At 40.6% G+C, this 25,348-nt stretch carries 29 protein-coding genes and 1 pseudogene; 2 read left to right on the plus strand and 28 right to left on the minus strand.

The features are described 5' to 3' along the window. Positions 1–12 precede the first annotated feature (12 nt). Both zapE and WH214_RS14795 read right to left on the minus strand, forming a co-directional pair. Positions 13–1,165, minus strand: a pseudogene (gene zapE / locus WH214_RS14790) (cell division protein ZapE). Between the two features lie 85 nt (positions 1,166–1,250). Continuing rightward, entirely contained in the window at positions 1,251–2,258 is a 1,008-nt protein-coding gene (locus tag WH214_RS14795) for an AraC family transcriptional regulator (protein ID WP_339422618.1), read from the minus strand. 148 nt (positions 2,259–2,406) lie between these two features. On the opposite strand from WH214_RS14795, the gene WH214_RS14800 reads away from it, so the two are divergent. Both WH214_RS14800 and WH214_RS14805 read left to right on the plus strand, forming a co-directional pair. Then, on the plus strand, positions 2,407–3,912 hold the full coding sequence (locus WH214_RS14800) for a flavin-containing monooxygenase (protein ID WP_339422617.1): 1,506 nt from the start codon (positions 2,407–2,409) through the stop codon (positions 3,910–3,912). Positions 3,913–3,957: 45 nt separating this feature from the next. Next, positions 3,958–4,866 carry a lysine exporter LysO family protein gene (locus tag WH214_RS14805; protein WP_126036789.1) on the plus strand — a complete coding sequence of 303 codons (909 nt, stop codon included), beginning with the start codon at positions 3,958–3,960 and terminating at the stop codon, positions 4,864–4,866. 127 nt (positions 4,867–4,993) lie between these two features. Here the strand turns inward: WH214_RS14805 and pyrF are convergent, their stop codons facing one another. The 26 genes from pyrF to rsmG form a co-directional block, all read right to left on the minus strand. Beyond that, complete coding sequence (gene pyrF / locus WH214_RS14810) at positions 4,994–5,674, minus strand: orotidine-5'-phosphate decarboxylase (RefSeq protein WP_004984814.1); 681 nt, start codon at positions 5,672–5,674, stop codon at positions 4,994–4,996. A gap of 239 nt (positions 5,675–5,913) precedes the next feature. Further along, positions 5,914–6,279: a lipopolysaccharide assembly protein LapA domain-containing protein gene (locus WH214_RS14815; protein WP_004696867.1), complete on the minus strand. Its 366-nt coding sequence runs from the start codon at positions 6,277–6,279 to the stop codon at positions 5,914–5,916. Positions 6,280–6,296: 17 nt separating this feature from the next. Then, positions 6,297–6,602: an integration host factor subunit beta gene (locus WH214_RS14820; protein WP_004696865.1), complete on the minus strand. Its 306-nt coding sequence runs from the start codon at positions 6,600–6,602 to the stop codon at positions 6,297–6,299. Between the two features lie 161 nt (positions 6,603–6,763). Beyond that, complete coding sequence (gene rpsA / locus WH214_RS14825) at positions 6,764–8,440, minus strand: 30S ribosomal protein S1 (protein WP_339993667.1); 1,677 nt, start codon at positions 8,438–8,440, stop codon at positions 6,764–6,766. A gap of 113 nt (positions 8,441–8,553) precedes the next feature. Next, positions 8,554–9,237, minus strand: a complete 684-nt coding sequence (cmk, locus tag WH214_RS14830; RefSeq protein ID WP_004984817.1) for a (d)CMP kinase — start codon at positions 9,235–9,237, stop codon at positions 8,554–8,556. A gap of 17 nt (positions 9,238–9,254) precedes the next feature. Next, positions 9,255–9,686 carry an SRPBCC family protein gene (locus WH214_RS14835; protein WP_004696860.1) on the minus strand — a complete coding sequence of 144 codons (432 nt, stop codon included), beginning with the start codon at positions 9,684–9,686 and terminating at the stop codon, positions 9,255–9,257. 75 nt (positions 9,687–9,761) lie between these two features. Next, positions 9,762–10,262: a tRNA adenosine(34) deaminase TadA gene (gene tadA / locus WH214_RS14840; protein ID WP_335998228.1), complete on the minus strand. Its 501-nt coding sequence runs from the start codon at positions 10,260–10,262 to the stop codon at positions 9,762–9,764. A 5-nt stretch (positions 10,263–10,267) separates the two neighbouring features. Further along, entirely contained in the window at positions 10,268–11,389 is a 1,122-nt protein-coding gene (locus tag WH214_RS14845; RefSeq protein ID WP_234956118.1) for an enoyl-CoA hydratase/isomerase family protein, read from the minus strand. Then, entirely contained in the window at positions 11,386–12,099 is a 714-nt protein-coding gene (ung, locus tag WH214_RS14850; RefSeq protein ID WP_004696856.1) for a uracil-DNA glycosylase, read from the minus strand. The genes WH214_RS14845 and ung overlap by 4 nt, the downstream gene beginning before the upstream one ends. Before the next feature lie 41 nt (positions 12,100–12,140). Further along, on the minus strand, positions 12,141–12,737 hold the full coding sequence (locus WH214_RS14855; RefSeq protein ID WP_004696854.1) for a 6-pyruvoyl trahydropterin synthase family protein: 597 nt from the start codon (positions 12,735–12,737) through the stop codon (positions 12,141–12,143). A gap of 122 nt (positions 12,738–12,859) precedes the next feature. Beyond that, positions 12,860–13,810: a type II secretion system minor pseudopilin GspK gene (gene gspK, locus WH214_RS14860; RefSeq protein WP_339422616.1), complete on the minus strand. Its 951-nt coding sequence runs from the start codon at positions 13,808–13,810 to the stop codon at positions 12,860–12,862. Between the two features lie 78 nt (positions 13,811–13,888). Continuing rightward, entirely contained in the window at positions 13,889–14,509 is a 621-nt protein-coding gene (gene gspJ, locus WH214_RS14865) for a type II secretion system minor pseudopilin GspJ (protein WP_339422615.1), read from the minus strand. Beyond that, complete coding sequence (locus tag WH214_RS14870) at positions 14,506–14,907, minus strand: prepilin-type N-terminal cleavage/methylation domain-containing protein (protein ID WP_339993794.1); 402 nt, start codon at positions 14,905–14,907, stop codon at positions 14,506–14,508. Before WH214_RS14870 ends, gspJ begins: the two co-directional genes overlap by 4 nt. Positions 14,908–14,941: 34 nt before the next feature. Continuing rightward, entirely contained in the window at positions 14,942–15,511 is a 570-nt protein-coding gene (locus WH214_RS14875; protein ID WP_339422614.1) for a type II secretion system protein, read from the minus strand. A 12-nt stretch (positions 15,512–15,523) separates the two neighbouring features. Next, positions 15,524–16,138, minus strand: coding sequence for a TetR/AcrR family transcriptional regulator (locus WH214_RS14880; RefSeq protein ID WP_004696845.1), 615 nt, complete (start codon positions 16,136–16,138; stop codon positions 15,524–15,526). 45 nt (positions 16,139–16,183) lie between these two features. Next, positions 16,184–16,957: a TatD family hydrolase gene (locus tag WH214_RS14885; RefSeq protein WP_339422613.1), complete on the minus strand. Its 774-nt coding sequence runs from the start codon at positions 16,955–16,957 to the stop codon at positions 16,184–16,186. 26 nt (positions 16,958–16,983) lie between these two features. Further along, positions 16,984–17,325 carry a PilZ domain-containing protein gene (locus tag WH214_RS14890; RefSeq protein WP_078425021.1) on the minus strand — a complete coding sequence of 114 codons (342 nt, stop codon included), beginning with the start codon at positions 17,323–17,325 and terminating at the stop codon, positions 16,984–16,986. Between the two features lie 14 nt (positions 17,326–17,339). Further along, a complete protein-coding gene (locus tag WH214_RS14895) occupies positions 17,340–18,323 on the minus strand; it encodes a DNA polymerase III subunit delta' C-terminal domain-containing protein (protein WP_339993673.1) in 984 nt (327 codons plus the stop codon). A gap of 19 nt (positions 18,324–18,342) precedes the next feature. Then, positions 18,343–19,104, minus strand: a complete 762-nt coding sequence (gene kdsB, locus WH214_RS14900) for a 3-deoxy-manno-octulosonate cytidylyltransferase (protein WP_279746784.1) — start codon at positions 19,102–19,104, stop codon at positions 18,343–18,345. An 8-nt stretch (positions 19,105–19,112) separates the two neighbouring features. Continuing rightward, positions 19,113–20,117, minus strand: a complete 1,005-nt coding sequence (lpxK, locus tag WH214_RS14905; RefSeq protein WP_078388680.1) for a tetraacyldisaccharide 4'-kinase — start codon at positions 20,115–20,117, stop codon at positions 19,113–19,115. A 3-nt stretch (positions 20,118–20,120) separates the two neighbouring features. Continuing rightward, positions 20,121–21,848: a lipid A export permease/ATP-binding protein MsbA gene (gene msbA, locus WH214_RS14910; RefSeq protein WP_279678222.1), complete on the minus strand. Its 1,728-nt coding sequence runs from the start codon at positions 21,846–21,848 to the stop codon at positions 20,121–20,123. Then, positions 21,848–22,270 carry an ExbD/TolR family protein gene (locus WH214_RS14915; RefSeq protein WP_087013468.1) on the minus strand — a complete coding sequence of 141 codons (423 nt, stop codon included), beginning with the start codon at positions 22,268–22,270 and terminating at the stop codon, positions 21,848–21,850. The genes msbA and WH214_RS14915 overlap by 1 nt, the downstream gene beginning before the upstream one ends. 8 nt (positions 22,271–22,278) lie before the next feature. Next, positions 22,279–22,932, minus strand: coding sequence for a MotA/TolQ/ExbB proton channel family protein (locus WH214_RS14920; RefSeq protein ID WP_339422612.1), 654 nt, complete (start codon positions 22,930–22,932; stop codon positions 22,279–22,281). Positions 22,933–22,968: 36 nt separating this feature from the next. Further along, positions 22,969–23,856, minus strand: coding sequence for a ParB/RepB/Spo0J family partition protein (locus tag WH214_RS14925; RefSeq protein ID WP_004696828.1), 888 nt, complete (start codon positions 23,854–23,856; stop codon positions 22,969–22,971). Further along, the gene (locus tag WH214_RS14930; protein WP_004696827.1) at positions 23,853–24,635 is read right to left on the minus strand and encodes a ParA family protein; all 783 of its coding nucleotides are present in this window, start codon (positions 24,633–24,635) and stop codon (positions 23,853–23,855) included. The genes WH214_RS14925 and WH214_RS14930 overlap by 4 nt, the downstream gene beginning before the upstream one ends. Before the next feature lie 25 nt (positions 24,636–24,660). Then, positions 24,661–25,293 carry a 16S rRNA (guanine(527)-N(7))-methyltransferase RsmG gene (rsmG, locus tag WH214_RS14935; protein ID WP_339993678.1) on the minus strand — a complete coding sequence of 211 codons (633 nt, stop codon included), beginning with the start codon at positions 25,291–25,293 and terminating at the stop codon, positions 24,661–24,663. Positions 25,294–25,348 lie beyond the last annotated feature (55 nt).

Consider the following 25,348-nt stretch of genomic DNA (forward strand, 5'->3'; position numbering starts at 1 on the left):
GTGCTTATATTTTTAAATTTCTTCTTGTTGTTTACTTGCTTCAGCTTGTATTTGTCGATGCGCTTCATTCAAGTAATCATCTGATTGCATTTCCAATAAACGTGAACGCGTGCGTTCAATTTCAAAGGCTAATTTATCACCAGAGTACAAATCAATAATTGTATCTTCTGAGGTTAAAAAACATTTTTACCCCACGATAAAAAAACTCATCGACCATATAAAAAAAACGACGCGTCCCTTCAGAAAGATAATCGGTCAAATGCGGAACATTACTTACCAACACCGTATTATAAATATTTGCAATTTCGATAAAGTCAGCAGGACTACGTGGTTTTAAACACAGCTCTGAATACTCACACCATAAAACATCTTCAGTATGCCCGACCGTTTCTACAATACGATTATTAATAATAATCGGCTCATCTGAAATGGTTTGAGTTTGTGTTAATGCGCTAAAACGCTGTGCGATCCAACGTTGGTGCTCATGTGTTAAAGGAGATTTAAAGAGTTGCGCTTGTTTTAAAACACGTAAACGGTAGTCCACGCCTGCATCTACATTTAAAATCACACACTGCTGTTTCACCATTTCAATGGTTGGAATGAAACGATCGCGGTGAATGCCGTTTTTATATAAACCATCTGGCGCAATGTTTGAGGTTGCCACCAAGGTAATGCCACGTGCAAAAAGCTTTTGGAACAAATCACTAAGAATCATGGCATCCGTCACATTCGAGACGAAGAACTCATCGAAACAAATAACCACTGCTTCTTTATAAATTTGATCCGCAACCGCATCTAAAGGGTTACGCTGACCTGAAAGCTTGTTGAGCTCACGATGTACATGTTGCATAAAATGGTGAAAGTGCATCCGTGTTTTACGACGAAATGGAATTGAGTCATAAAACTGATCCATCAACCATGTTTTACCACGGCCTACACCGCCCCACATATATACACCACGTGGAGAAGTTTGACGGCGGAAACGACGGAATGCTTTTTTAGATGCCTTAAAACGTTGAATTAATTCATGCCAAACGCGATCCAACTCATGAACGGCCTGAGCTTGTGCCTCATCAGACATGAACTGCCCGGATGCTAAGGCTTGCGCATAGCGCTCTGCAGGAGATAAAGGACTGAATGCGGTAGGTGAATTAAAATCTGACATATCATTTAATACTGTTTTTAGGCTATATCAATTATAGCGGAGTGGAAAAGTTAATATATAACACTTTGGCATAATTATGCTTAGGCTATTTCCCATATTGTCGTGGACTGTAACCAAACCACCGTTTAAATGCATGATTAAAGGCTGCAGGCTCCGAGTAACCCAATAACTCTGCAATCATTTCAATGGAATATTCCTGATATTCCATCAAATGAAGTGCACGGTCTTTCATTAATTGCTCACGAATTTGTTTATAACTGCTATTTAACTGTTGCAACTGGTGTCTTAAAGTTCGCTCTGGCAAATTCAACGCTTGCGCGGTTTCAGCCATGGTCGGCAGTAAACCACGTTGCAACTCCAAATAATCCTGCACCCGCTGAATCAAGCTCGGCTGCTCTGCCGTTTCTTCCAAACGCTGCAATTCCGCCTGACATTTGCCTGCATAAACGTTAAATGTCATCAAATCTGCTGAAGGAATTGGTACATTTAAAACCCATTCATCAAACCAAAATTCAGCTTGCTGCGTACCAAAACTGACTTGCTGGCCATAAACCTGCTGGTAGAGCGCCAGTTTTTTCGCATCATCAGGTCGTGCAACAGGTAAAGTAATTCGAATCTCAGGCATTTCCAGCCCAATCATCTTATAAATATCTTGTAAAAACTTATAGGTTCCCGCTATCTCAGAATGTGCACGCAACTGTCCCACAGACGTTTGTAGGTCTCGCGGTAGATAACATAGTGCAACTTGATCATTTTGTTTTTTCAAACCCAATAAGCCACTCAAATGCGTCAAACTTTGATAGCGAATACCCTGTTCTAATGCGGTATGTGTCGTTGGACTGGTCATCAATAACATCAGTAAAGGGCCATATCCTGCCAAGACATAATGCTGACCAATGAACAAGCCTTGCTCAGGCTCAATATCCTCTGCAATGATTTTCAAAATATCCCACTCTAGAGCAGGATGGATGATCGCATTCGGATCAAGCGACTCCACACGTAAGCCAATGCTTTGTAACTTTTGATCGACTGCGACTCCTGCTTTACGCATTCCTTGAATCAAATACATCAAGCCAAGTACAGAACGTTTCATAATCAATTAAAAGCAAAATATTGGCCTATGTTTTACTACAGCCACCTAGCGTACAACAATTGCCGAATCTATCAATTTTCTTGTCAGGGCTATCATAGACCTTCTGGATAGTTGCTCTACAATAAAGTAAAACAAAAAGGAAAAACAAATGCAGGCAGCAAATTCAACAACCCCTCAGGTAAAAATCGCCATTATTGGTGCAGGCTTTGGTGGTTTAGCTATGGCTATTCGCCTTTTGCAAAACAATATTCGTGATTTTGTCATTTTGGAAAAGGCCAGTGAAATAGGTGGCACATGGCGTGAAAACCAATATCCGGGCGCTGCTTGTGATGTACAGTCACATCTCTACTCCTTGTCTTTTTCACCCAAGACCGACTGGTCTAAACGTTATGCTGAAGCACCTGAAATTTATCAATACATCCAAACACTTACCGCTGAACATCAATTACAGCCTTATATCCACTTTAACACCGAAGTCAGTGCTGCACATTACTTAGAAAATCAGTGTTTATGGCAACTCACCCTTAATCAAAATGAAACTCTGCCCGCCCAATTTGTCATTTTCGCATCTGGTCCACTGCATGTACCGCAAATTCCGCGTATTTCGGGTATCGAGAAATTTAAAGGCAAAGTTTTCCATTCATCACAGTGGGATCATGACTATGACCTCAGCAATAAAAATGTTGCCTCTATTGGCACTGGGGGTAGTGCGATTCAATATATTCCTGAAATTGCAGAAAAAGTGAAGCAACTCTACGTACTACAAAGGACAGCTGCATGGGTTATTCCTCGGGATGAACGTCGTTATTTACCCATTGAAAAAACACTGTTTAATCGATTTGATTGGTTTCGAAAAATTCATCGAGCTCGTCTGTATTGGACAAATGAATCTCGTGTAGTTCCCATTATGAAACCACAGGTCATGAAATATGCACAAAAACTAGCAGAAGCCTATATTCGCCATCAAGTCAAAGACCCTGTAACCGCAGATAAGTTAATTCCCAACTATATTATGGGTTGTAAACGCATTTTGGTCTCCAACAAGTATTACCAAAGCTTTAACCGTAAAAATGTTGAATTGGTTACCGATGATATTTTGGAATTAACTAAGGACAGTATCATCACCAAAGATGGGAAAAAGCGTAAAATTGACTGCTTAATCTATGGCACAGGTTTTGTGACTGACCCACGTATTTATCTTAAATCCTTTAGCTGTACAGGACTGAATCATGTCGAGCTTACAGACGCATGGAAAGATGGGGCCGAAAGTTACTATGGAATTAGCACCAAAGGTTTCCCAAACTTATTTCAGCTTTTAGGGCCTAATACGGTCTTAGGTCATAACTCGGTTATTTTTATGATTGAGTCACAAGTCAATTACATTTTACAGCTCATCGAGATGGCAGAAAAAACCCAATCTCAAGCAATCGTTGTAAAAGCAGATATTCAAGACCAATTTAATCACCATTTACAAAGTCAATTTACAGATACCATTTGGCAATCTGGCTGCGTCAGCTGGTATCAACAAGCGGATGGGAAGAATTTCTCTTTATGGCCCAGCTATACATGGAAGTATTGGCTAAAAACACGAACAGTCAATCCAGCAGACTATCGTTTTTTAAATTCCAAGCAAGATAGTCAAGCAATAAATTAAGATCGCGGTCATAATAAGTCAGTATTTTTTCACACTTTATTTGACATGCAATCGTTTTGGTTGATTTTTCAGCTTCTTATTTGTTTAGCACTTGGATTTGTTTTGGCTCGTCGTTTACCCAAATGGCTTGAACGACTTGCCTTTCAAATCCTGCCCTATTTTACTTATATTCTCTTAATCGCAATTGCGATTGAGTTTTCAACGACTTTACATAGCATTGCCGAACCTTGGCAGATACTCAATCATGCAGCACTTTTAGCAGTTATGACCAGTATCGGTGCTTTTGTCTGTTGTTACATATTATTTAAACTTTTGGGCTATCAACCGAGTCATGGCAAAGTATCCATGAGCCTTGTGAGCAAGTCATTAATCAATATCAGTTATGCATTTATCGCACTGGCCTTGGGTTATGGCTTGGCAGAGCTATCTTCAAGTTTCGGCTATACCCTTCATATTAGTACATGGAACTTGTTACTGGTTTTCATGTTTCTGATCGGGCTTGATTTAGCTTATTCGCCACTAGATCGCTCATGGTTGAACTGGCAAATACTGCTCGTTCCACTTGGTTGTATCCTGGGTTCAATTATTGGGGCGTTTGTAACTGCTTATTTTGTGCCGAGCATTCAATTAAAAGACCTGATTATGTTGTCTCAAGGTTATGGTTTCTACTCTATGACTGGCATTGTGGTCACGGAGTTAAAGAATGCACATTTAGGCAGTATTGCACTAATGAATGATTTGTTCAGAGAAATCTTTGCGATTGTGTTTATGTATATCATTGGCTGGCGTTACCCTCGCTCTGCGATTTCATCCGCAGGAGCTACAGCAATGGATGTTACACTACCGATGGTCAAACAAGCCTGTGGGAATGACTTTATTCCACATGCTATGGTGAGTGGTTTCATCCTGTCAGTTTTGGCGCCGATTGTTGTGAGTGTCTTGGCTGCTCTGTAAAGCATAGCGCTCTATTCGATGCCGTCTTTTTATTTTGCTATTGCCACTTCGCTCACCAACAATTCTTTTTAAAATTTAATCCATAAAAAAGCCTTTCGAATGAAAGGCTTTTTAGATTTCTAGTCGCTCAAAGCGTCGCTAAAATATCTTTGAGCATCTGACACGGGTTTGCAGACTGTGTAATTGGTCGACCAATCACTAGATGTGTTGCACCGTCTAACATTGCTTGTTTTGGCGTTACGATACGCTTTTGGTCATCCGCACTTGAGCCCTCAGGGCGAATGCCCGGTGTTACCAATGCAAACTCTGAACCCAAAGCCTCACGCAGCATTTTTGCTTCTTGCGCTGAACATACCACACCGTCTAAACCACTATCTTTAGTCAGTTTTGCTAGACGTTTGACTTGTTCAAATGGTTCAATATCCAGACCAATATCGGCTAAATCTTCACGGCCCATTGAAGTTAACACCGTTACTGCAATCAGTTGAGTATTATAATTGCCAGCCTTTAAGCGCTCAACACAGGTTTCCATCATTTTACGGCCACCTGAAGCATGGACATTTACCATCCAAACCCCCATATCTGCAGCAGCACATACCGCTTGCGCAGTCGTATTTGGAATATCGTGAAATTTTAGATCTAGAAAGACTTCAAAGCCTTCACCATGTAAAGCTTTAACAATAGATGAGCCTTCATGGGTAAATAATTCTTTACCGACTTTTACACGGCATAATTGAGGGTCTAATTGCCCAGCAATCGTCATTGCGTCATAATGACTTTTTGCATCTAAGGCAACAATAATACTCATGGGGAGACCCTTCAAACTCACAAAATTATGGCATTATACGGATTAAGCCTAAAACGACCAAGACTATTTTTCTAAAAACCATTTAAAATTCAAACTAAGTTCTTTATTCATATACTTTTTATATAGTTATCAATATTTTAAAGCACAATAAAAAACGCCTTTGGCTATATATCCAAAGGCGTTTAAATCAAACTTGCTTCAATACTTCCTAAGATAGAAATCTTACTTCATATTGTGGCTTAAAGCGGTGTAGATGGACGATCATTAGGATTGATGTCTAACACCGTTTTCTCATGTCTTGTATGTGCTGCAGCTTCAGCAGCAGCCAGCTGAGCAGATTGAATCTGCTCTTTACGAAGGTGATCAATGTCTTTACGTAGTCGCTTAATTTCCCAACCTTTCTGGAATACACGAAATACCTGAACACCAATTAACAAACCCAACACAATCCCTAAAGCCATTGTTAATAATAACAATAGACCTAAACGCATTGCTGGAACCTGTATAAACAACAGATCAACGGTTAGCTCAGTTCCGTTTTGTAGCACCAAAGCTAGGCAGTAGCCAAACAGTACAATTAATAATGCGAATAATACGTAACGCATAAGCACCCCAATAAATTTTATTCGCCTGCAGTCTCGTTTACTGCATCACGTAATGCTTTACCTGGTTTGAAATGTGGAACAGCTTTAGCAGCCACTTCTACCGACTTACCCGTTTTAGGATTACGCCCAACACGAGGCTCACGGTGATGGAGTGCAAAACTACCAAAACCACGAATTTCAATACGATTATCTGAAGACAAAGATGCAATCATTTGATCAATCATAATCTTAACAGCTTCTTCCACTAATGGCTCTGCTAAGTGCGGGTTTTTAAGAGAAATACGCTCTATTAAGTCAGACTTATTAAGTGCTTCAGTAGTCATCTGCGACCTCTTTAATTATCAAGCTATCTTGTAGATAGATTGATAATAACCTGTTTAAATACAAAACGGTAGCGTAATAAGTGAATACTACGCTACCGTTTATTGTATTTGTGTAAAAAGTATTAGTTAACTTACATTAACAATACAATTCAAACATCTACTTAGTTGCCCATTTGAGCTTTGATCAAATCACCAATAGTCTTAGGACCATTGTCTTGACCAGTAGTTGCTGTCTTCAAGTTAGCAACTGCTTCTTTCTCTTCAGCTTCGTCTTTCGCTTTGATAGACAAGTTGATATAGCGAGATTTACGATCTACATTGATGATTTTCGCTTCAACTTCTTGACCAACTTCAAGGAACTTAGTTGCATCTTCAACGCGGTCGCGGTTGATTTCAGATGCTTTAAGAGTCGCTTCAACTTCGTCAGCTAACTTAAGTGTTGCACCACGAGCGTCAACAGCAGTTACAGTACCTTTTACAAGTGCACCGCGTTCGTTAGCAGCTAAGAAATCGTTGAACGGATCGCTGTTCATTTGCTTGATGCCAAGGCTGATACGGTTGCCTTCAGCGTCTACAGACAAGATAACCGCTTCAACTGTGTCGCCTTTCTTGTAACGACGGATAGCTTCTTCGCCTTGTTCGTTCCAAGAAATATCAGACAAGTGAACTAGACCATCGATACCGCCTGGTAAACCGATGAAGATACCGAAGTCAGTGATTGACTTGATAGTACCAGAAACTTTTTCACCTTTGTCGTGGTTCTTAGCAAACTCTTCCCATGGGTTAGCACGAGTTTGTTTGATACCAAGAGAAATACGACGACGCTCTTCGTCAACTTCAAGAACCATAACATCAACTTCATCACCAATCTGAACAACTTTAGATGGGTGGATGTTTTTGTTAGTGTGATCCATTTCAGAAACGTGTACTAAACCTTCAACGCCTTCAGCGATTTCTGCGAAACAGCCGTAGTCAGTTAAGTTAGTTACGCGAGCTTTAACGATTGAACCTTTAGGGTAACGGTTCATGATCGCTAACCATGGATCTTCACCTAATTGCTTAAGACCTAAAGATACGCGGTTACGTTCTTTGTCAAACTTAAGTACTTTAACAGTAACTTCTTGACCAACTTCAACAACTTCTGATGGGTGCTTGATACGCTTCCAAGCCATGTCAGTGATGTGAAGAAGACCATCAATACCGCCAAGGTCAACGAATGCGCCGTAGTCAGTAAGATTTTTGATAGTACCAGTAACTGTTTGACCTTCTTCAAGCTGAGCAAGAAGAGCTTCACGGTCAGCTGAAGATTCAGCTTCCATAACAGCACGACGAGATACAACAACGTTGTTACGTTTAGCATCAAGTTTGATTACTTTAAATTCTAACTCTTTACCTTCTAAGTGAGTAGTATCACGAATAGGACGAGTATCAACTAAAGAACCTGGAAGGAACGCACGAACTGGACCGATGTCAACAGTGAAACCGCCTTTAACTTTACCAGAGATAACACCAGTAACGATTTCGCCGTCTTCAAAGATTTTTTCAAGTTTAGTCCAAGTTTCAGCACGTTTTGCTTTTTCACGTGATAAAACTGTTTGACCCATGCCGTTGTCAAGCGCTTCAACAACAACATCAACAGTGTCGCCAACTTGAACTTCAAGTTCGCGTTGTTCATTTAAGAATTCAGCGCGGTCAACAATACCTTCTGATTTAAGGCCAGTGTCAACTGTTACCCAATCAGAATCGATGTTTACTACAACGCCTTGGATGACAGCACCCTTTTCAACGTTGAGGTTTAATTCGCTTTCTTCAAAGAGGGCTGCAAAAGATTCGGTCATGATATACCTGATAAAGTCAGCGGTCTTGGATCAGACAAGGCCGGTTTAGTTAAGCGTCTACATAGTCCATTTTGAACTGATCAAGCTATGCTTCTGCTGAATATAAAAATTCGTTAGTTTGCTAATTGCTTATCGATATAAGCCGTCATAAGCTGAAATACCTCATCAATGTTCAATTCAGAACTATCAATGATGTAGGCATCAGCTGCTGGTCTGAGTGGAGCAACTTCGCGCTCCATGTCACGTTTATCACGCGCCTCAATATTAGCTAAAATATCGTTTATTTTAGCATCCAGCCCCATACCCTGCAACTGCTTTACTCTGCGTTCAGCACGAGATTGGGCTGAAGCGGTTAAATAAATCTTGGCTTGAGCCTCTGGAAAGATAGATGTTGCCATGTCTCGGCCATCTGCAACCAAGCCTGGTGCTTGTGCAAAAGCATGCTGACGGTCGACTAACGCAGCTCTAAGCTCAGGAATTGTTGCAACTTTTGATGCAAACTCACCAACTCGCTCAGTTCGAATGGTTTGACTAACATCCTCACCATTGAGCAAGACTTGTGTGCCTTGTGCAGAACTTAAAAATTGTATGTCCAAATGTTTAGCAATTTCGACACACTGACTCAGTTCACTTGACAAAGCATCCAACAAATCCTGTTGATGCAATGACAGACCCAACAAGCGATATAACGCTCCCGAATCAAGTAAATGAAATTGATAATGGGCTGCTATTTTTGCAGCCAGTGTGCCCTTACCCGAACCACTTGGACCATCAATTGTGATTATTTGAACTGTCATTGCTTACCCAAAGTTTGTTATACAGATTTAGCGAGTTTTGAAAAACCTAGTTTAATCGCAGATTTAAGCTGTGCAAGGATTAATTTACTTACAAAAGGTGCACGTGCCTGTAATTCAATCGTATAGGTCACTAACGTTTTATTCGAGTCAATCGGCTCAAACTCAATAATACCCAAATGATGTTTGATGAGTGGATTTTTAATAATCTTGTATTCAATACGTTCATTCACATTCATTAATGTGATTTGCTCTTGCAAAGGTTTAATTGGACCAAAACCCATACGACGCACAGAACCAAGTCCATCCGGACGTTCTGGATCTGCTGAATCTTTCACTCGCACCACTTGAACTGGTGCAAAAGCGACGTTATAGGTTGAGTGTTTAGAAAGTAAATCAAACACCTGTTCTACAGGTGCATTAAATTCTTTTTTAATCTGAATATTGTTCATGGTGATTCCAACGCCTTATTTGACAATAATTATTGTCATTTTATTTTACATGAAATTATTATTTTACGAATTCATTCATCCCTTTTCTTGTAGACGGGATAGTCGCTTTTGTTCGCGGCGCATTTTAAAAAAGTGGCTGAGCTGCTGTGAACATTGCTCATGTAAACAACCTGACTCAACCAAGAACTGATGATTATAATAACCCGTTTCAAATAATTTACGTGCACTTATAAGAGAGCCCGCTTTCGGCTCTGTTGCACCAAATACCACTTTTGAAACGCGTGCATGCACCAAAGCGCCCACACACATGGTACAAGGCTCAAGTGTCACATACATGACCGAATCATCAGGTAAACGATAGTTTTGTGTATTTTGGCAAGCATCGCGAAGTGCTTGAACCTCAGCATGCGCGGTAGGGTCATTTAGCGTAATAGGCGCATTAAAGCCCGAACCAATAATTTTATTTTGACTCACAATGACTGCCCCGACTGGGACTTCACCTTTTGACGCTGCAATAGCAGCCTGCTCTAAAGCAAGCTGCATCCATTCACTATCTATTTTTAAAACATCAGTCATAAAGATTAGATTACATCATAATGTTTAAGAAGTTCATTCCAGCTTTCAATACTCGTTGTTGGTGGATTACCAGCGAAAATACCCTTTAAGCTGTTATTGGCCCCTTGTTTCCATGCTGGTGACAAGTCTTTATCTACTAAACGGGCACGCACACCCTCAACAAAGTCTGCATGGCGGATTTTCCAGTCCGAAATTTGGGTTTCAAGCTCAAACACTTCATTCCAAGAATGAACCTGCTTGCCCCACTGCCATAGCAACCATGTTAATGCAGCAGTTGTTGGTGAGCCTTTTTGCAAGTTCTCACTGGCTTGACGGAGCCAATCACTACGTGCATCACTTAAACCAACAATAGCATCATAATCATGCTCGAAGTTCACACCACGACATACACTATGAATAACATCCAAAGAGTTCTGTAATGGACCTGGGCCTACCGGACGATGCATACTGTTTAATGTGTCATCAATGGCTCTAAAATCACCTGCTGGATAATGACTCCAGTCTATATTGATGACTTTCTCAAGCACCGTATTACGCTGCGCATCACAGATGTGTGTTGCCCAACCAATACCATATGCGCCCGCAGCCGTCATGATTGAACCCGTTAAGCCCGTGAACAAACCAATTGCCCCACGGTCCGCCAAGAAACGCGTTGCACCCACATCTGGGTACAAACCAATATTAATTTCAGGCATCGCTAAACGTGAATGCGGCGTCACTAAACGGAATGGTGCTGCCATAAACAGACCTAAACCACCGCCCATGACATAACCTTCACCCCATACCAAGACAGGCTTAGCATAGTTGTGTAGTAATAAATCTAAAGCATATTCTTGCTCAAAGAACTGATTGGCTGTTTCAACTTCATCGTTAATCACCAGTTGACGAAGTTTACGTACATCACCACCCGCACAGAATGCTTTTGGTGTGGTTGAATCCAACCAAATGGCTTTTACTGCGTCATCACTATGAAAATCTTGAAACACTTCAAATAAAGCTGAAACAATCGTTTCATCTAAAGCGTGAAGTGATTTTGGTCTATTCAGACGAACAATGCGCCAACCATTTTTTGCTTCTTCTACAATCAAATCTGGATGGTAGTTTTTAGAAACGGGAGAATATGTCATGCGTCCAGCTGCCAATCTATAGGCTCAATGCCATGTTGTTTAAGATAATTATTGGATTTTGAAAAAACTTTACAACCGAAGAATCCACCACGGTTTGCTGCCAAAGGTGACGGATGCGCCGCCTTTAACACCAAATGCTTTTCTTGATCAATCCGTTGTCCTTTCCGCTGCGCATATGCTCCCCAAAGAATAAAAACAATATGCTCGCGCTGTTCATTTAAAACATCAATCACGTGATCGGTAAAATCTTCCCAACCTTGTTTTTGATGTGATGTGGGTTGACCAGCTTCAACGGTTAATACACTGTTCAACAGCAAAACACCTTGCTGCGCCCAACGAGTTAAATCCCCATGTTTAGGAATATCAATTCCTAAATCTTTATTTAACTCATGGAAAATATTACGTAAAGATGGTGGTAAAGCAAGCCCCTTTTGCACAGAGAAACTGAGCCCATGTGCTTGATTCGGCCCATGATATGGGTCTTGTCCGAGTATTACCACTTTTACATTCGCCAAAGGCGTCGTATTAAATGCATTAAAAATCAGCGCATTTGGCGGATAAATCACTTTATTCGCTTTTATTTCTGTAACAAGAAACTGCTTTAACGCATCCATCTTAGTACTAAGCAAAAAGTCACTTAATCCATGCTTCCAACTGGCATCCAGCTGAATTTTATCAAGCTTGGTTTGCTGTTGTTCTGTTAAAGACATACTTGCGCCTTATTCCCTTACTGTATATTCCGTGACAAATTTCACAGTTTGACTTGCAATTCTACATTCGGATTGTGAAATTGGATACCTTCTTTTAATTTGGTATACATTTCAGTGTCCGCCCATTCCGCTTGGATTTGTTCTGAAAACTCGATCTGGCTTAAATCTAAAAGCCCCATCTGTGTATTTTCAATATCTTCAATAAAACTCTGCGCATAGCCCGTATCGGTCTCATGCACAATCACAGAGTACACTTCTACATCGCCCTCACCGTTTTGAGTCACGGTCGACGCGAGTACTTGCTGTGCAAGATAAAAGAAAATACGTGAAAATTGTTCAGCCGATGGCGAAACAGGCAGCGACACCCAACGTGCACTAAATGTTTTACATGCTTGGATATATTCTGGATCATCGTTTTGCCAAAAACAAATCGCATGATCAAAAGAGTCATAAAGGTCTTTAATCACCCCTTTCAGCAAGCCAAAGTCATAAACCATTTGACCATGATCTAATTTCGATGCTTTGAGGAGTAATTCAACTTTATAACTATGACCATGAATAGAGCGTTTACAACGATCCGATGTACAGTTGCGTACAATATGGGCATTTTCAAACTTAAATAACTTACGAATTAACATATGCCGTAATGCAATCAAACTTTCTGAGAATTGACTTTAATTATAAAGCAAAAGTAAACCTATGCTCATTTATTTTATTGTTCAATCCAATTGGTAAATCATATCAGTCTTATATTTACCCTTTAAAAAGGCGACATGCTCCGATAAGCCACATATATCGCTTGATCTTTTCGCACCAAATCACTACTAAACTGACGCTTACGCTCATTCAACAAGACTTCAATTCTGGCTTTAAAATAGTTCGATTGAACTCCTAGAAAATCATTAACAGCAGCCCGCTGAGCTTCGTCCACTTGTTTAAACGGATCTACCTCCCACAGTTCATTAACATTGGAAAAATGCTCCAAATTGGCCTGTCTTTGTTTTTGTAAATTTTGAATGGCAGATACATCCAACTTAGGATCAATGCTGGCCAACACCAGTGTAGGTGCAGTATTTACATTCACCTTTAATTCATTGCTCGGTAAAGCACTCACATAAGGTGCAATCAGTTGATAGTTGCGCCCCTCAAAACCCCGTACCAACTTCAACTGTTCAACATTATAAAAAGCACGATTTGGCGCCAAGTAACCCTGAGCTAAACTTTGATAATAAGCAGATTCAGCACCCATCGGCCCACTGACTTCATCATCTTCATCTTGCCAATCAATCACTGCTTCTGAAAGTTGCGCAGGCAACCCCACACGTACCAACAGCTTTTCAAACCAAAGTTTTGCAGCCTCATTCGGCTTTTTATCCGACTTAACTAAAGCATTTAAATTAAATTTACCCGATTCATCTTCTAAACGCCCAGAAACAAAACCATCTTCCACTGGAAAAGCAGGCATGGGCTTCGCCCAGGTTTCTTGTAGATGATCGACCTCTGCTGCATTTTGAGCATCATCCACCAACAACTCAGAAAAAAAAGCTTCTGCACTTTTTGCGTATAACAGAGCTTGGTTTTGTCGCATTAAATAACCCGTACTCTCTGCGGTATTGCGCTGATGTTTCGCAATCGTAGCCGCAAGGATAGTTGCTAAAGCCACCATCACCAAAATGGTGATCAATGCAATGCCATGCTGAGAGCGCTTCAAAACATCCACCTATTTACAACGAATACATTTAAGGAAAAATGGTTTTGCATAGAGTCCGTGAGTTTCATATCCTGCAACTTAATTTTTTTGTTTTAAAAAGTCTGTATTTAATAAACTAAACACCCATTCATAACTCACCTCATTGACAGTGAGGTTTATTTTTAAACCGCGCGGTAGTATTTTTGCCTGAGTCACATCATTTTCACTCAATGCCACCTCAGGCCATTGTGCCATTTCATTGGGATTGAGTAGCATAATTTGAAATTGATCAACTGAATCAAGTAGAACACTGGTTTCAGGTTGATCATTACTGGTTTGATTTAAATTTTTATATTTATAACGGTACAGTTTTTTTTCATCTGCTTTATAAATATATTCAACTCGCTCTTCAGGCGGTATGCCTTGCATTAAAGGATCAGTCACGCCAGTTTTACTAAAAGTCAACTGACCATTTTTCAACATGACTGCGGGTTGAACCTGCCCCGCAACATTGGCAGTAATTGGTACAATTTGCACCGTGTCACGCAACATTTGTTGATATGCTTCTTGTAGCTGACCTAAGCGCTGTTCATGTTGGGTATTACGCTCTTTAATCTTGATCAGATAATCAAAAACCTTCCAACCCAAAGCTGAAAGCACAGCAAAAATCGCGATTGCCACCAATAACTCAACCAAAGTAAAGCCTGAGCGTTTTGTCATAGTTGGCTTCCATCACGATGGTTGAAAAAAACTAAACTCGTAACACCCGAATCTACTTTTCCAGTTTCAGTATTCACCAAGCTCACTTGTACATTGACGCGTTGCACATTAGTACTGATCGTTGCCTGCGCTGATTTATCAATTTGCCAAGTTTCACCTTGTTGGGTGATTTGTTTAGAGGCCGTGCCTTGTAGCCAATCACGATTGATTTCCATCATAGAAATTTCATTCAAGGCAACAAATTGTGCCTTGGTACGCAAGATGGCATGGGCTGTAGACTGAGTATATTGCATACCCACTTTGGTAAAAGCGACCGCTGCTGTAGAAAAAATAGCCAGCGCCACCATCACTTCCAGCAATGTAAATCCTGAGCGAGGATTAATGAGATGGCATTTCATCCGAGCGCAAGCCGGCAGACTATTCTTTAAATCTTTAGCTCGCATTTATTTTACCCAAATGATCAATTTCAATTTCTGCACCCACGGGCTCATTGGCATAATAAAATTGAATACGAACAGGTTTTGCTTCGCCATTCCCCAACCAAATCAGTTTAGGTACATTCTCTTGGGTTAAATCATCGTTTCGGGCTTGGGAAAGATCGTAGTCTAAAGATTGCACAGCAAAAGAAACATTTTTGGCTAACACTTGCTGCGGGAACTCATTATATTTTTGCCATTTTTGATGATTCAGCATTGCATTATTTTGCTGTTCTGTGGGTATGGTAAATTGAGGATTTTTATATTCAACAACAGCATAAGAAAAATCAGCCACATCGGTGGCAGGATGAACCTCTAGTGCCAAAACACGTGCTTGGTCATTTGCCTCACGTGCAATTTTCTGTACATCCATGATAAAAAAATCACGGGCTTGCGCTGCTTTACGTTGATCGACTCCATTGATATTCAACATCACCAATGACGCCATAATGGCCATAATAACAATAACCACCATCAATTCAACCAGTGTAAATCCTTGAATCCTTGAAGGTGGTTTCTGTTTCATACATCCTATCCGCTAAGCAAGATATCCTGCTGCGCCCGTTTGTTTAGGCATCGCCAGAGCTTGGTCAATGTAAGCCACGCGCAAAGTATCACGCGAACCCAAATATCGTTGATAAAAACTAGAGTTCAAAATCGCTGCGGCACCATGCGTCAAAGACCAAATCGATGCCAAATAATCACGTACTGTCATTTGACTCTCTATCGACTCTAAATACCGCTCGGTCATACGAATAATTAAACGTAGACGTTGCTTTCGAATTTGATAAAGTTCAGTAAATAAATGATAGATCCCAACACCCGTGGTCGATAATCGCTCTTCTATTTGATGAAACAACACAGTGCGCTCAGGATGATGCAAATGATGTAACATAAAAAAAGCAAGATGTTCAGGGAACTGTTTATCTGTATCTTTAATCATTTCAAGCAACATTTGCTCATTACGAATAATGAGCAACATATAGAGTTCATCTTTACTTTGAAAATGTTTATAAAGCGTACCTTTCGCTAGATCTAATTCCGCAGCCAATGCATCAAGGGTCATCCCTGCTTCGCCATTTTCTAAAAGCAACTGTTCAGCCACTTGGAAAATTAACGCTTCTCTTGCTCGAAACTGAGCCTGACGATCCATTTTCACCCTAGTACTCTCTTATACGCTTTTATCGTTTCAATTTATTTACTTCATGTTGAGAAGGTTTTCAAAGTTCTGTGTTGTGATGAAAGCCATCTCTTCCAAGGACTTATCATATACATCTGCCAAGGCTTTGGCTACATAAGGAACGTACTTTGGCTCATTAGACTTTCCTCTATATGGCATCGGTGCTAAATAAGGACTATCTGTCTCAATTAATAAGCGATCCAAAGGAACTTGCTTCGCCACATCACGCAGGTCTTGCGCATTTTTAAAAGATACAATCCCTGAAAATGACACATAGTAACCGCAGTCTAAAACAGCTCTGGCCGTTTCCCAGTCTTCTGTAAAGCAATGCAAAATTCCATGGGTCGATTTTTCAGCACGAATAATATCGACAGTATCGTGCTTGGCAGAACGGGTATGCACAACAACTGGTTTTTTTACAGCTTGTGAAGCATGAATATGTCGTGCAAAACAGTCTTTTTGCTCAGCGATGAAATCTGTACTATGAAAATAATCGAGCCCAGTCTCACCAATTGCCCAAACTTTTTCAGGCTGCGCCAACTCAATTAAATAGTCTGTGGTCGCACGAGCCATGGTTTCAGGATCTTCACAAGGATGCACCCCGACGCTATAACCCACATCGTCATGCCTTGCCGCAATTTTTGCTAGCTCAATATAATCATCAAGATCAACCGAGATACTCATAAAGCGATGAACGCCCGCTGCACGTGCTTGCGCTAATGCTAGATCCAAATCCCCATCATAAGGGGTTAAATCCAGCATGGTTAAATGGCAGTGTGTATCTACAAACACAGGCGTTTCCTACTTCATATACTTAATTACATAGTGTAACTAGTTCGCCCTTCAGACTTAAGACCTGCTAGCAACTTTTCCGCTTCTGATTTGTAATAAATCCCTTTCTCGCCAGAAAGTTGAATACCAAATCCTTGGAGTTTGATTCCATTTTGCTTTTGCGAGATCCAAATCACTTTACCTGTTAGAGGAATTTTCTGTGCTTGCTCTGGCAATGTTGCCAAAACAAAGACCTCTTCTCCCATTTTTACAGGTTGCTTGGATGGAATAAATAAACCGCCACCAACCACAAAAGGCATATAGCTTGCATATAATGTTGCTTTATCTGGAATATTGGCTTGAATGATTCCGCCCATACGTGGTTGCATAAAATTCCCCTGTTTTAAACATCCATCAACCGAATACACAATTGGTCGAGCACTAAATTAGTTTGTACGTTTTGTTCAATATATTGTTTTGACTGTTGCAGCTCGGCATAAATTGAAAACAAAGTTTCAAGTGAATACCGTTCTGCCAGCACACTGAAATCCAAATCAGTGTTTTTTAATTGCTGATTTAGCTTGACACAAATCAAATCTGACAACAAGTACTCAAACATTTGACTAAAATCACTAAATGTCAGCGCTTTATTCCACTTGGTCGCAATTGCCATCGGCATATTTTTATCCATCACCAACTTTTGCCAATCTTTTAAAAATTCAGCACGTTGAGGAATCCATTCACTCTCGGACAATGTAATTGCCTGCAACGGCATATGATTGGACAAGTTCATCAACAAATGTTGCTGTGCCAAATCACTATGGGACAAATGCTGATTTAAAAATTGCTCTGCTTGCTGTTCATTTATACGATCCAAACCAAAATGTTGCAAACGACTGCGAATGGTTGCAGGCAGTTTTAAATAATGATCTGCCAATAAAATGATAACAACACGATCACCTGGTTCTTCAAGCGTTTTCAATAAAGCATTGGCTGAAGCTGTATTTAAAGCTTCGGCTGGTTCAATAATGATGACGCGCCAACCATCTACCGTTTGCTGTACAAAAGGCAGCAGATCACGAATTTTCTCAATTTTGATCTTGGCATTTTGTTTCTTATTGTCTTCATCGGTAGTGATGTGCACATAATTGGGGTGTGTATCCGCCTTTAACCACTGACAACTTCCACACTCCCCACAGGCCAAATGATTTGGCTGCCGCTTCGCACATAAGACCCAAGCAAGAAACTGCTCAGCAAAAATCTCTTTACCACAACCTTTTTTGCCATAAAACAATAAGCCATGACCAATATTGGGAAATCGCGTGGTTAAAGTTTCCCAAACATTTTGATGCCACGGATAAATCTGCTCAGGCAGCGTTTGCTTCATGTATACGACCTAAGTTCTATTATGCAAAATGAGCCACATCCATGGCATTTAAACGATCTAAATCTTCTTGTGTATCTACACCCGGCGGTAAGTTTGCTTTTGCGATATCAATAGCAATACGATGTCCATTTTCCAAAACACGCAGTTGTTCTAGGCTTTCGAGCTTTTCAAGTGTACCCATATCCCATGTCACATACTCTTGGAGCAATTTGACACGGTAAGCATATAAACCCAAATGACGGTAGGCTTGATTATGCAACGTTTGTTCCACTTGTTTTGCAGCATCACGGTCATATGGAATAGTGGCGCGACTAAAGTAAAGTGCTTGTTTGTACTTCGACATCACCACTTTAACAATACTGTCACGTTTAAATTCATCTAAATGCTGAATTGGTTCGCACAAAGTCGACATTGAACACTCAGCTTGCGACTCTAAAAGTTGCGCGACTTGCTTGACCAAAGCCGCTGGCAATAAAGGCTCATCACCTTGAACATTCACAATGATATCTTCACTGGCCCAGCCCTTAATTTTTGCCACTTCACTTAGACGGTCTGTTCCCGAAGGATGATCCGCTGAGGTCAACACCACATCCACGCCTTCTGCCATGCAAAGGTCATAAATTCGCTGATCATCCGTTGCGACGCAGAGATCATCAAAACCTTCCACTTTCTTCGCCTGATCAACGACCCGTAAAATCATTTCACGGCCATGAATTTTAAGGAGTGGTTTTCCAGATAAACGTGTGCTTGCGAAACGCGCAGGAATAACAATATGCTTCATAAAAGACCTTAAGAAATTTCAATACCTACAGCGGCGAGCTGTTGATGTAAGGTGTCATAACACGCCGTCGATAACACTGCATCGACAGGAACAACCCAAATATCACGGGCAAAACTAGGATTTTGTTTGAGCAACGCTAAAATTTTCACCGCATCTTTTTCAGTGGTAATAATGGGATTGGCATCGTCAAAAACCAAATCCTCTAACTCATATTCATAATGATCGGCAAACTCATGACACTGGAATTGCTGTACTCCCATACGCTCTAAAGTACGATAAAAACGCTGCGGAAACCCGATCCCCACGACCGCATAAAAATCATCTTGCGGATTGAATGCTTTCGCTTCAGTACTGTTCAACAAATAAGGCTCTGCAACTTCTAAGTGCATGTGCATAGTACGAGTAGGATGATCTGCATGTTCGATCACTATGCCTTGATCCAACCTAGACTTTGGCTCTCGTAAATAACCTTCGGGCAATAACTTTTCATTGCCTAGTCCACGATTATTATCTAGAACAATCCATTCAATTTGGCGACTCAATGCCCAATGTTGCAGCCCATCATCGCTAATGATCAGATCAATGGGATAGTGAGATAAAAGCAGTTCAATACTTTCTTGGCGATTTGGACCCACTGCCATCGGTACATCAGTGGATTGCACGATGAGAGTTGGCTCATCACCTACATTTTCAGGCAATGAGTTGAGATCCACCATAGTCGGAAATGGGCCTTTGGCACCATAACCACGACTGATTACACCCACTCGAATATTCTTACTTTGCAGATAACTCACCAAGTGAATGAGCAGAGGGGTTTTACCACTCCCACCCACGGTGATATTACCAATCACCATGACAGGTACAGGAGCCGTATAGGCTTTTTTAATATTGCACCGATACAACTTACGGTTTAGAAGAAAACCGCCTCGATATAACCAAGACAGTGGACGAAGCACAATTAACCACTTTGCCTGTGAGTTCCAAGCATCCTGAATAAACTGCGCACCTGACATGAATTAGTTTTCCTCAAAATTACGCTGATGTAGCTGATAGTAAGCACCCTGCTTTGCAATAAGTTCAGCATGTGTACCTTGCTCTACTATACGCCCTTTATCCATCACCACAATACGGTCCGCATTCTCAATAGTGGATAAACGATGCGCAATTACAATCGTGGTCCGATCTCGCATTGCAGCGTCGAAGGCACGCTGAATAAAGTACTCTGATTCATTATCAAGCGCGCTGGTGGCTTCATCCAATATCAATACAGGCGCATTTTTCAAAATCGCACGAGCAATGGCTATACGTTGACGTTGACCACCCGATAAATTAAGGCCTTGTGCCCCCAACTTGGTGTTGTAGCCTTGTGGTAAAGCCATAATAAAGTCATGTGCATAAGCTGCCTTTGCTGCTGCAATTACCTCTTCATCAGAGGCATTTTCAAGCTGCCCATAGGCAATATTGTCACGTACAGTGCGGTTAAATAAAACCACTTGTTGATTGACCATTGCCACTTGGGTACGCAGGCTATTGATTTCAATATCGTGAATATCGATACCATCAAAGAGGATTTGACCCGAGGTCGTATCTTGAAAACGCACTAGTAAATTTACTAGAGACGTTTTACCAGCACCAGAACGTCCTACTAGAGCAATCGTCTCACCTTCTTTGACACTTAAATTAAAATCATGCAGCGCTTGATAACCATCCACATAAACCAAGTTCACATGTTTAAAGTCAATATTACCTTTCAGTACTGGAGTTAAAGTCCCAGTATTTTTTTCTTCAGGTAAATCTAAAAGTTCAAAGACTGAATGCGCTGCGGCCATACCTCGCTGAATCTTTTCATTCACATCAGTCAACGCCTTAATTGGCCTGCTCAACATACCTGCTGCAGTAATATACGCTACAAATTGACCCGCGCTGGTATCTTGCATAATTTCTGGACGTAGTGCAATCCACATCACAATACTCAAAGCAATGGACATGATCAACTGTACAATCGGACTATTCAGTTGTTGCACAACCACCATTTTCAGACCACGACGCAAATTTTCTAAAGAAGTATTTCTAAAACGCTGTTGCTCATAAACTTGTCCACCGAAACCTTTTACTACCAAGTGACCATTTACCGTCTCTTGTACCACGTGATTAACATCACCCATGGTATGTTGCACTTGAATAGAGAGCTTGCGCATACGCTTAGCTGCTTTACGGATAAGCAAACCAATCAGCGGAGTAAAAATCAGAATACACAAGGTCAAACGCCAGTTGCTATATATGAGGTAACCCAGCAATGCAAGAGTGATTAGACCTTGTTGAACAATAGTTTTTAATGATTCTGAAGACGCAGCTGTAAGCTGCTCCACATTAAACATAATCTTCGCAGTAATATGACCACTGTTATTATCCAGATAATACTGCGAAGGAAGACGTAATAATTTTGCAAAAACTTCTTGTCGGATATTAAAAACTAAGTTTCTTGAGATGACAGCGGTAAAGTAGCCCCCCATGAACAAACCCAGCCCACGGAAAAACATTACCAGAACAACTAAAATTGGGAACAGGGTTGTAAAACCTTGATCACTATGCTGAATCGCTTCAATAATTTTTTCAAGTAATTTAGCAACAGAGACTTCTGTCGCCGCATTAATAGCAAAACCGACCACCACAAGAATTGCTACGCCCCAATACGGTTTTAAATAGCTAAGTAGACGTAGATAAACTTTTAAATCGTGTTTCACTAATAACCTCGAGAAGGCACTTTGGTACTAATATTGATATTTACAAATCCCAACTGACCAGCCACATCCATCACACGGATCACATCCTGATGGGTTGCTTTTGCATCCGCAGCAATCACAAACATTAGATCACGACGGTCATTGGAAATCTGTTTAATTGCGGTATTTAATTCTGAAACATCTTTCGATGCAATAGACTGGCCATTAATTGAATAATGCCCTGTAGAATCTACCACCACTTCGATTTTGTGATCAAATGTTTTCGGCGGAACCCCTTGCGCATCGGGCAAGGTTAAATTCATACGACTAAATTGATTGAAGGTGGTGGTCAGCAATAAAAACACCAAAATAAATAATAAGCAATCAATCATTGGTGTAAGGTTAATATGAACATCTTCAACTTGTGTACGTTTGAATTTCATACTTCACCTTAGCTCGCTTGTTTCACAACAACATCATCATGGTTTTCAAGCATAGTTTCTGTTTGCTTATAAAATAAAGCCGCATGAAATAAAGTCGATTGCTGCTCTAATTCAGCAACATACTCTTGAACCAAACGCTGAAAATAACGATAAGCAAATAATGCAGGAATCGCAATGAACATTCCTGCTGCAGTTGTAATCAGCGCTTTAGAAATCCCTGGTATCATCAGTGTTGGATTACTACTATTACCAATATCAATCATTAAGAATGACTCGATAATTCCTAATACCGTTCCCAATAATCCTAAAAGAGGCGCGACAGCACTCAATGTCCCCAAAAAATTGATATTTTTTTCAAGATAACCAATTTCCTGAGAAGCCGTTGCTTCCATCTGCGCACGTGCAAACTGTTCACCTTGTGCCTTACTTTGGTAACCAGCCTCCAAAATACGACCTAATGTCGTTGCCTGTAAATCCTGATTTTGTTTAAGTTTAGGCAAAACCATTTGTACGCTTTGCGCTGAATTTAATAGCAAATCTTTCGGTAAAATAGTGGATTTCTTCAAGCGAATAAAACGCTCTAAGCTAATCGCAACAGTAAAGATCGAACAGAGCACAAGGGGCAGCATAAGCCACCCACCTGCTTTTACCAATTCCCACATAACACTTCCCCAAGTATTTAAAAATAGAAAATAAAATTATTCAGCTAAGCAAATATTCAAAATACCATCTAACTCATCGAGTGAATGATAATGAATCGTGAGCTTGCCTTTCCCTTGTTTATTATGATCAATTTTGACATTTGCACTAAAACGATCTGTTAAGCGCTGTGTCAATTGTTGAAGATCTGGTGCAATTTCCGTTTTTGATTTTTCTTGTTTCGGCGCATTGAGATCACGAACATATTGTTCAGTTTGGCGAACAGATAAACTCTTCTCTATCACCAATTCAGCGACTTTCAGTTGATCTTTTCCTTTCAAAGTCAAAATGGCACGAGCATGTCCCATGTCCAGTAAACCTTGTTGCATAAAGTCTTTAACTTGCTCAGCTAGACTTAATAAACGTAATAAATTACTCACCGTGGTACGCGCTTTGCCTACAGTATCTGCAATTTCTTGATGACTTAAACCAAACTCTTCATGAAAACGCTGTAAAGCCATCGCCTGATCAATTGGATTGAGATCTTGACGTTGAATGTTCTCAATCAACGCCAGTGCAATTGCAACTTGGTCTGTTAAATCACGAACAATGGCTGGAACTTGCGTTAACCCAGCAAGTTGAGCCGCACGCCAACGACGCTCACCCGCAATAATTTCATAGGGGTGCTTTTCATTATCAATTGGACGAATCACAATCGGCTGCATCACACCGTGTTTTTCAATCGATGCCGCTAACTCTTGTAAGTCTTGCTCATTAATAAAACGACGTGGCTGATATTCACCACGTTGTAATAGATGCACATCGATTTGTTTTAGCTGACCGTGATCAAGAGCTTGTGCTTCAAGTTGTAATTTCTCTTTTTGAATGGAACCGAGTAAGGCATCTAAACCACGACCTTTTGCCAGCCCACGTTTTTTAACGGTCATGCGTTACTTCCTTTTTTCACTTTGCTTTTCTTAATCATTTCAGCTGCTAAATGTAAATAAGCAACTGCGCCCTTCGAGCTTTTTTCAAAATAAATCACAGGCAAACCATGCGCAGGTGCTTCAGCTAGACGCACATTACGTGGAATGACTGTGTCATAGAGTTTTTTGCCAAAGTATTGTTCTAATTCTTCAGACACATCACGTGTCAGCGCGTTACGTGCATCATACATGGTGCGTAGAACACCAATAATTTTTAACTCAGGATTCAATGCTTGTTGAATGCGATCAATGGTCTGTGTTAAATCTGCCAAGCCTTCCAAAGCATAGTATTCACACTGCATTGGAATCATCACACCATCCACCGCTGCCAATGCATTAACCGTGATCAAGCTTAAGCTTGGCGCACAGTCCACAATGATGTAATCATATGCTTGTTCAATTTCTTGCAACGCATCACGCAGAATAAACTCACGCCCTTCTTGCTCAGCAATCGCAAGTTCAACTCCCGCCAAATCACGGTTTGCACCCAAGACCTTATAACCCACTTCCGCCTTGGTAATCGCAGTCTCTATAGGCACTTCACCCAGTAAAACATCGGTCACTGAATACAGTAGGTCATTTTTTTGAATGCCTGAACCCATGGTCGCATTGCCTTGCGAGTCCATATCAACCAATAAAACCCGCTTTTTAAGTACTGCTAAAGATGCAGCCAAATTTACTGCGGTTGTGGTTTTACCTACACCACCTTTTTGGTTAGCAATCGCAATAATTTGTGCCATGACCCGCCCAATCCTTTGAATTTTTTTAGATACGTTTTAATAAAAGTAAGTGTCGTTGTTCGTCCAAACGTGGAACTTTTAACGCAATAATGTCACAACTAAATTCGTTTTTGAACGCTTCAACTTCTTCATGCGGAATCAAGCCTTTCATCGACGAAATAATGCTGTCTTGGTGCATATAAGGCTTCGATGCATTTATAAAATCGGTTAAAGAGGCAAATGCACGACTGGTAATCACATCAAACTGACCCAAATCATGGATGCTATCTTCATTCTCAACACGCGTTTGAACTGCAATTACATTGGTTAATTTTAAGTCTGCAATAAACTGCTTTAAAAAACGAATTTTTTTGCCATTTGAATCGAGCAAAACACATTGGCGTTCAGGTTGGCATAGAGCAATAATCATGCCCGGCATACCACCGCCTGTACCAATATCCAGCAAACGACCTTTCGGCAAATCTTTTAAAATACTTAAACTATCTAATAAATGCTTCACCAGCATTTCTTTAGGATCGCGAATCGCTGTTAAATTGTAAGCTTTGTTCCACAGCACAAGTGCGTCTTGATACTTCAGCAATAAATTTAATGCTTCTTCACTCAAATCTAAGCCAAGCTTTTGACTACCTTGCTTTAAGTCTTGAAAAAATGGATGCATAAAGAAGACATCTCAATAAAATTAAACTGAAGTATACCGATTTCTCAGCCGTGGA

The organism is Acinetobacter sp. MYb191 (assembly GCF_037572605.1).
GTDB classification, from domain to species: Bacteria; Pseudomonadota; Gammaproteobacteria; order Pseudomonadales; family Moraxellaceae; genus Acinetobacter; species Acinetobacter johnsonii.

Excerpts from the sequence above, each read along its gene's own strand:
- WH214_RS14795 (WP_339422618.1), bottom strand. The coding sequence starts at position 2,258 with ATGAAACGTTCTGTACTTGGCTTGATGTATTTGATTCAAGGAATGCGT.
- WH214_RS14800 (WP_339422617.1), top strand. The coding sequence starts at position 2,407 with ATGCAGGCAGCAAATTCAACAACCCCTCAGGTAAAAATCGCCATTATT.
- WH214_RS14805 (WP_126036789.1), top strand. The coding sequence starts at position 3,958 with ATGCAATCGTTTTGGTTGATTTTTCAGCTTCTTATTTGTTTAGCACTT.
- pyrF (WP_004984814.1), bottom strand. The coding sequence starts at position 5,674 with ATGAGTATTATTGTTGCCTTAGATGCAAAAAGTCATTATGACGCAATG.
- WH214_RS14815 (WP_004696867.1), bottom strand. The coding sequence starts at position 6,279 with ATGCGTTACGTATTATTCGCATTATTAATTGTACTGTTTGGCTACTGC.
- WH214_RS14820 (WP_004696865.1), bottom strand. The coding sequence starts at position 6,602 with ATGACTACTGAAGCACTTAATAAGTCTGACTTAATAGAGCGTATTTCT.
- rpsA (WP_339993667.1), bottom strand. The coding sequence starts at position 8,440 with ATGACCGAATCTTTTGCAGCCCTCTTTGAAGAAAGCGAATTAAACCTC.
- cmk (WP_004984817.1), bottom strand. The coding sequence starts at position 9,237 with ATGACAGTTCAAATAATCACAATTGATGGTCCAAGTGGTTCGGGTAAG.
- WH214_RS14835 (WP_004696860.1), bottom strand. The coding sequence starts at position 9,686 with ATGAACAATATTCAGATTAAAAAAGAATTTAATGCACCTGTAGAACAG.
- tadA (WP_335998228.1), bottom strand. The coding sequence starts at position 10,262 with ATGACTGATGTTTTAAAAATAGATAGTGAATGGATGCAGCTTGCTTTA.
- WH214_RS14845 (WP_234956118.1), bottom strand. The coding sequence starts at position 11,389 with ATGACATATTCTCCCGTTTCTAAAAACTACCATCCAGATTTGATTGTA.
- ung (WP_004696856.1), bottom strand. The coding sequence starts at position 12,099 with ATGTCTTTAACAGAACAACAGCAAACCAAGCTTGATAAAATTCAGCTG.
- WH214_RS14855 (WP_004696854.1), bottom strand. The coding sequence starts at position 12,737 with ATGTTAATTCGTAAGTTATTTAAGTTTGAAAATGCCCATATTGTACGC.
- gspJ (WP_339422615.1), bottom strand. The coding sequence starts at position 14,509 with ATGACAAAACGCTCAGGCTTTACTTTGGTTGAGTTATTGGTGGCAATC.
- WH214_RS14870 (WP_339993794.1), bottom strand. The coding sequence starts at position 14,907 with ATGAAATGCCATCTCATTAATCCTCGCTCAGGATTTACATTGCTGGAA.
- WH214_RS14875 (WP_339422614.1), bottom strand. The coding sequence starts at position 15,511 with ATGAAACAGAAACCACCTTCAAGGATTCAAGGATTTACACTGGTTGAA.
- WH214_RS14880 (WP_004696845.1), bottom strand. The coding sequence starts at position 16,138 with ATGGATCGTCAGGCTCAGTTTCGAGCAAGAGAAGCGTTAATTTTCCAA.
- WH214_RS14890 (WP_078425021.1), bottom strand. The coding sequence starts at position 17,325 with ATGCAACCACGTATGGGCGGAATCATTCAAGCCAATATTCCAGATAAA.
- WH214_RS14895 (WP_339993673.1), bottom strand. The coding sequence starts at position 18,323 with ATGAAGCAAACGCTGCCTGAGCAGATTTATCCGTGGCATCAAAATGTT.
- kdsB (WP_279746784.1), bottom strand. The coding sequence starts at position 19,104 with ATGAAGCATATTGTTATTCCTGCGCGTTTCGCAAGCACACGTTTATCT.
- lpxK (WP_078388680.1), bottom strand. The coding sequence starts at position 20,117 with ATGTCAGGTGCGCAGTTTATTCAGGATGCTTGGAACTCACAGGCAAAG.
- WH214_RS14915 (WP_087013468.1), bottom strand. The coding sequence starts at position 22,270 with ATGAAATTCAAACGTACACAAGTTGAAGATGTTCATATTAACCTTACA.
- WH214_RS14920 (WP_339422612.1), bottom strand. The coding sequence starts at position 22,932 with ATGTGGGAATTGGTAAAAGCAGGTGGGTGGCTTATGCTGCCCCTTGTG.
- WH214_RS14925 (WP_004696828.1), bottom strand. The coding sequence starts at position 23,856 with ATGACCGTTAAAAAACGTGGGCTGGCAAAAGGTCGTGGTTTAGATGCC.
- WH214_RS14930 (WP_004696827.1), bottom strand. The coding sequence starts at position 24,635 with ATGGCACAAATTATTGCGATTGCTAACCAAAAAGGTGGTGTAGGTAAA.
- rsmG (WP_339993678.1), bottom strand. The coding sequence starts at position 25,293 with ATGCATCCATTTTTTCAAGACTTAAAGCAAGGTAGTCAAAAGCTTGGC.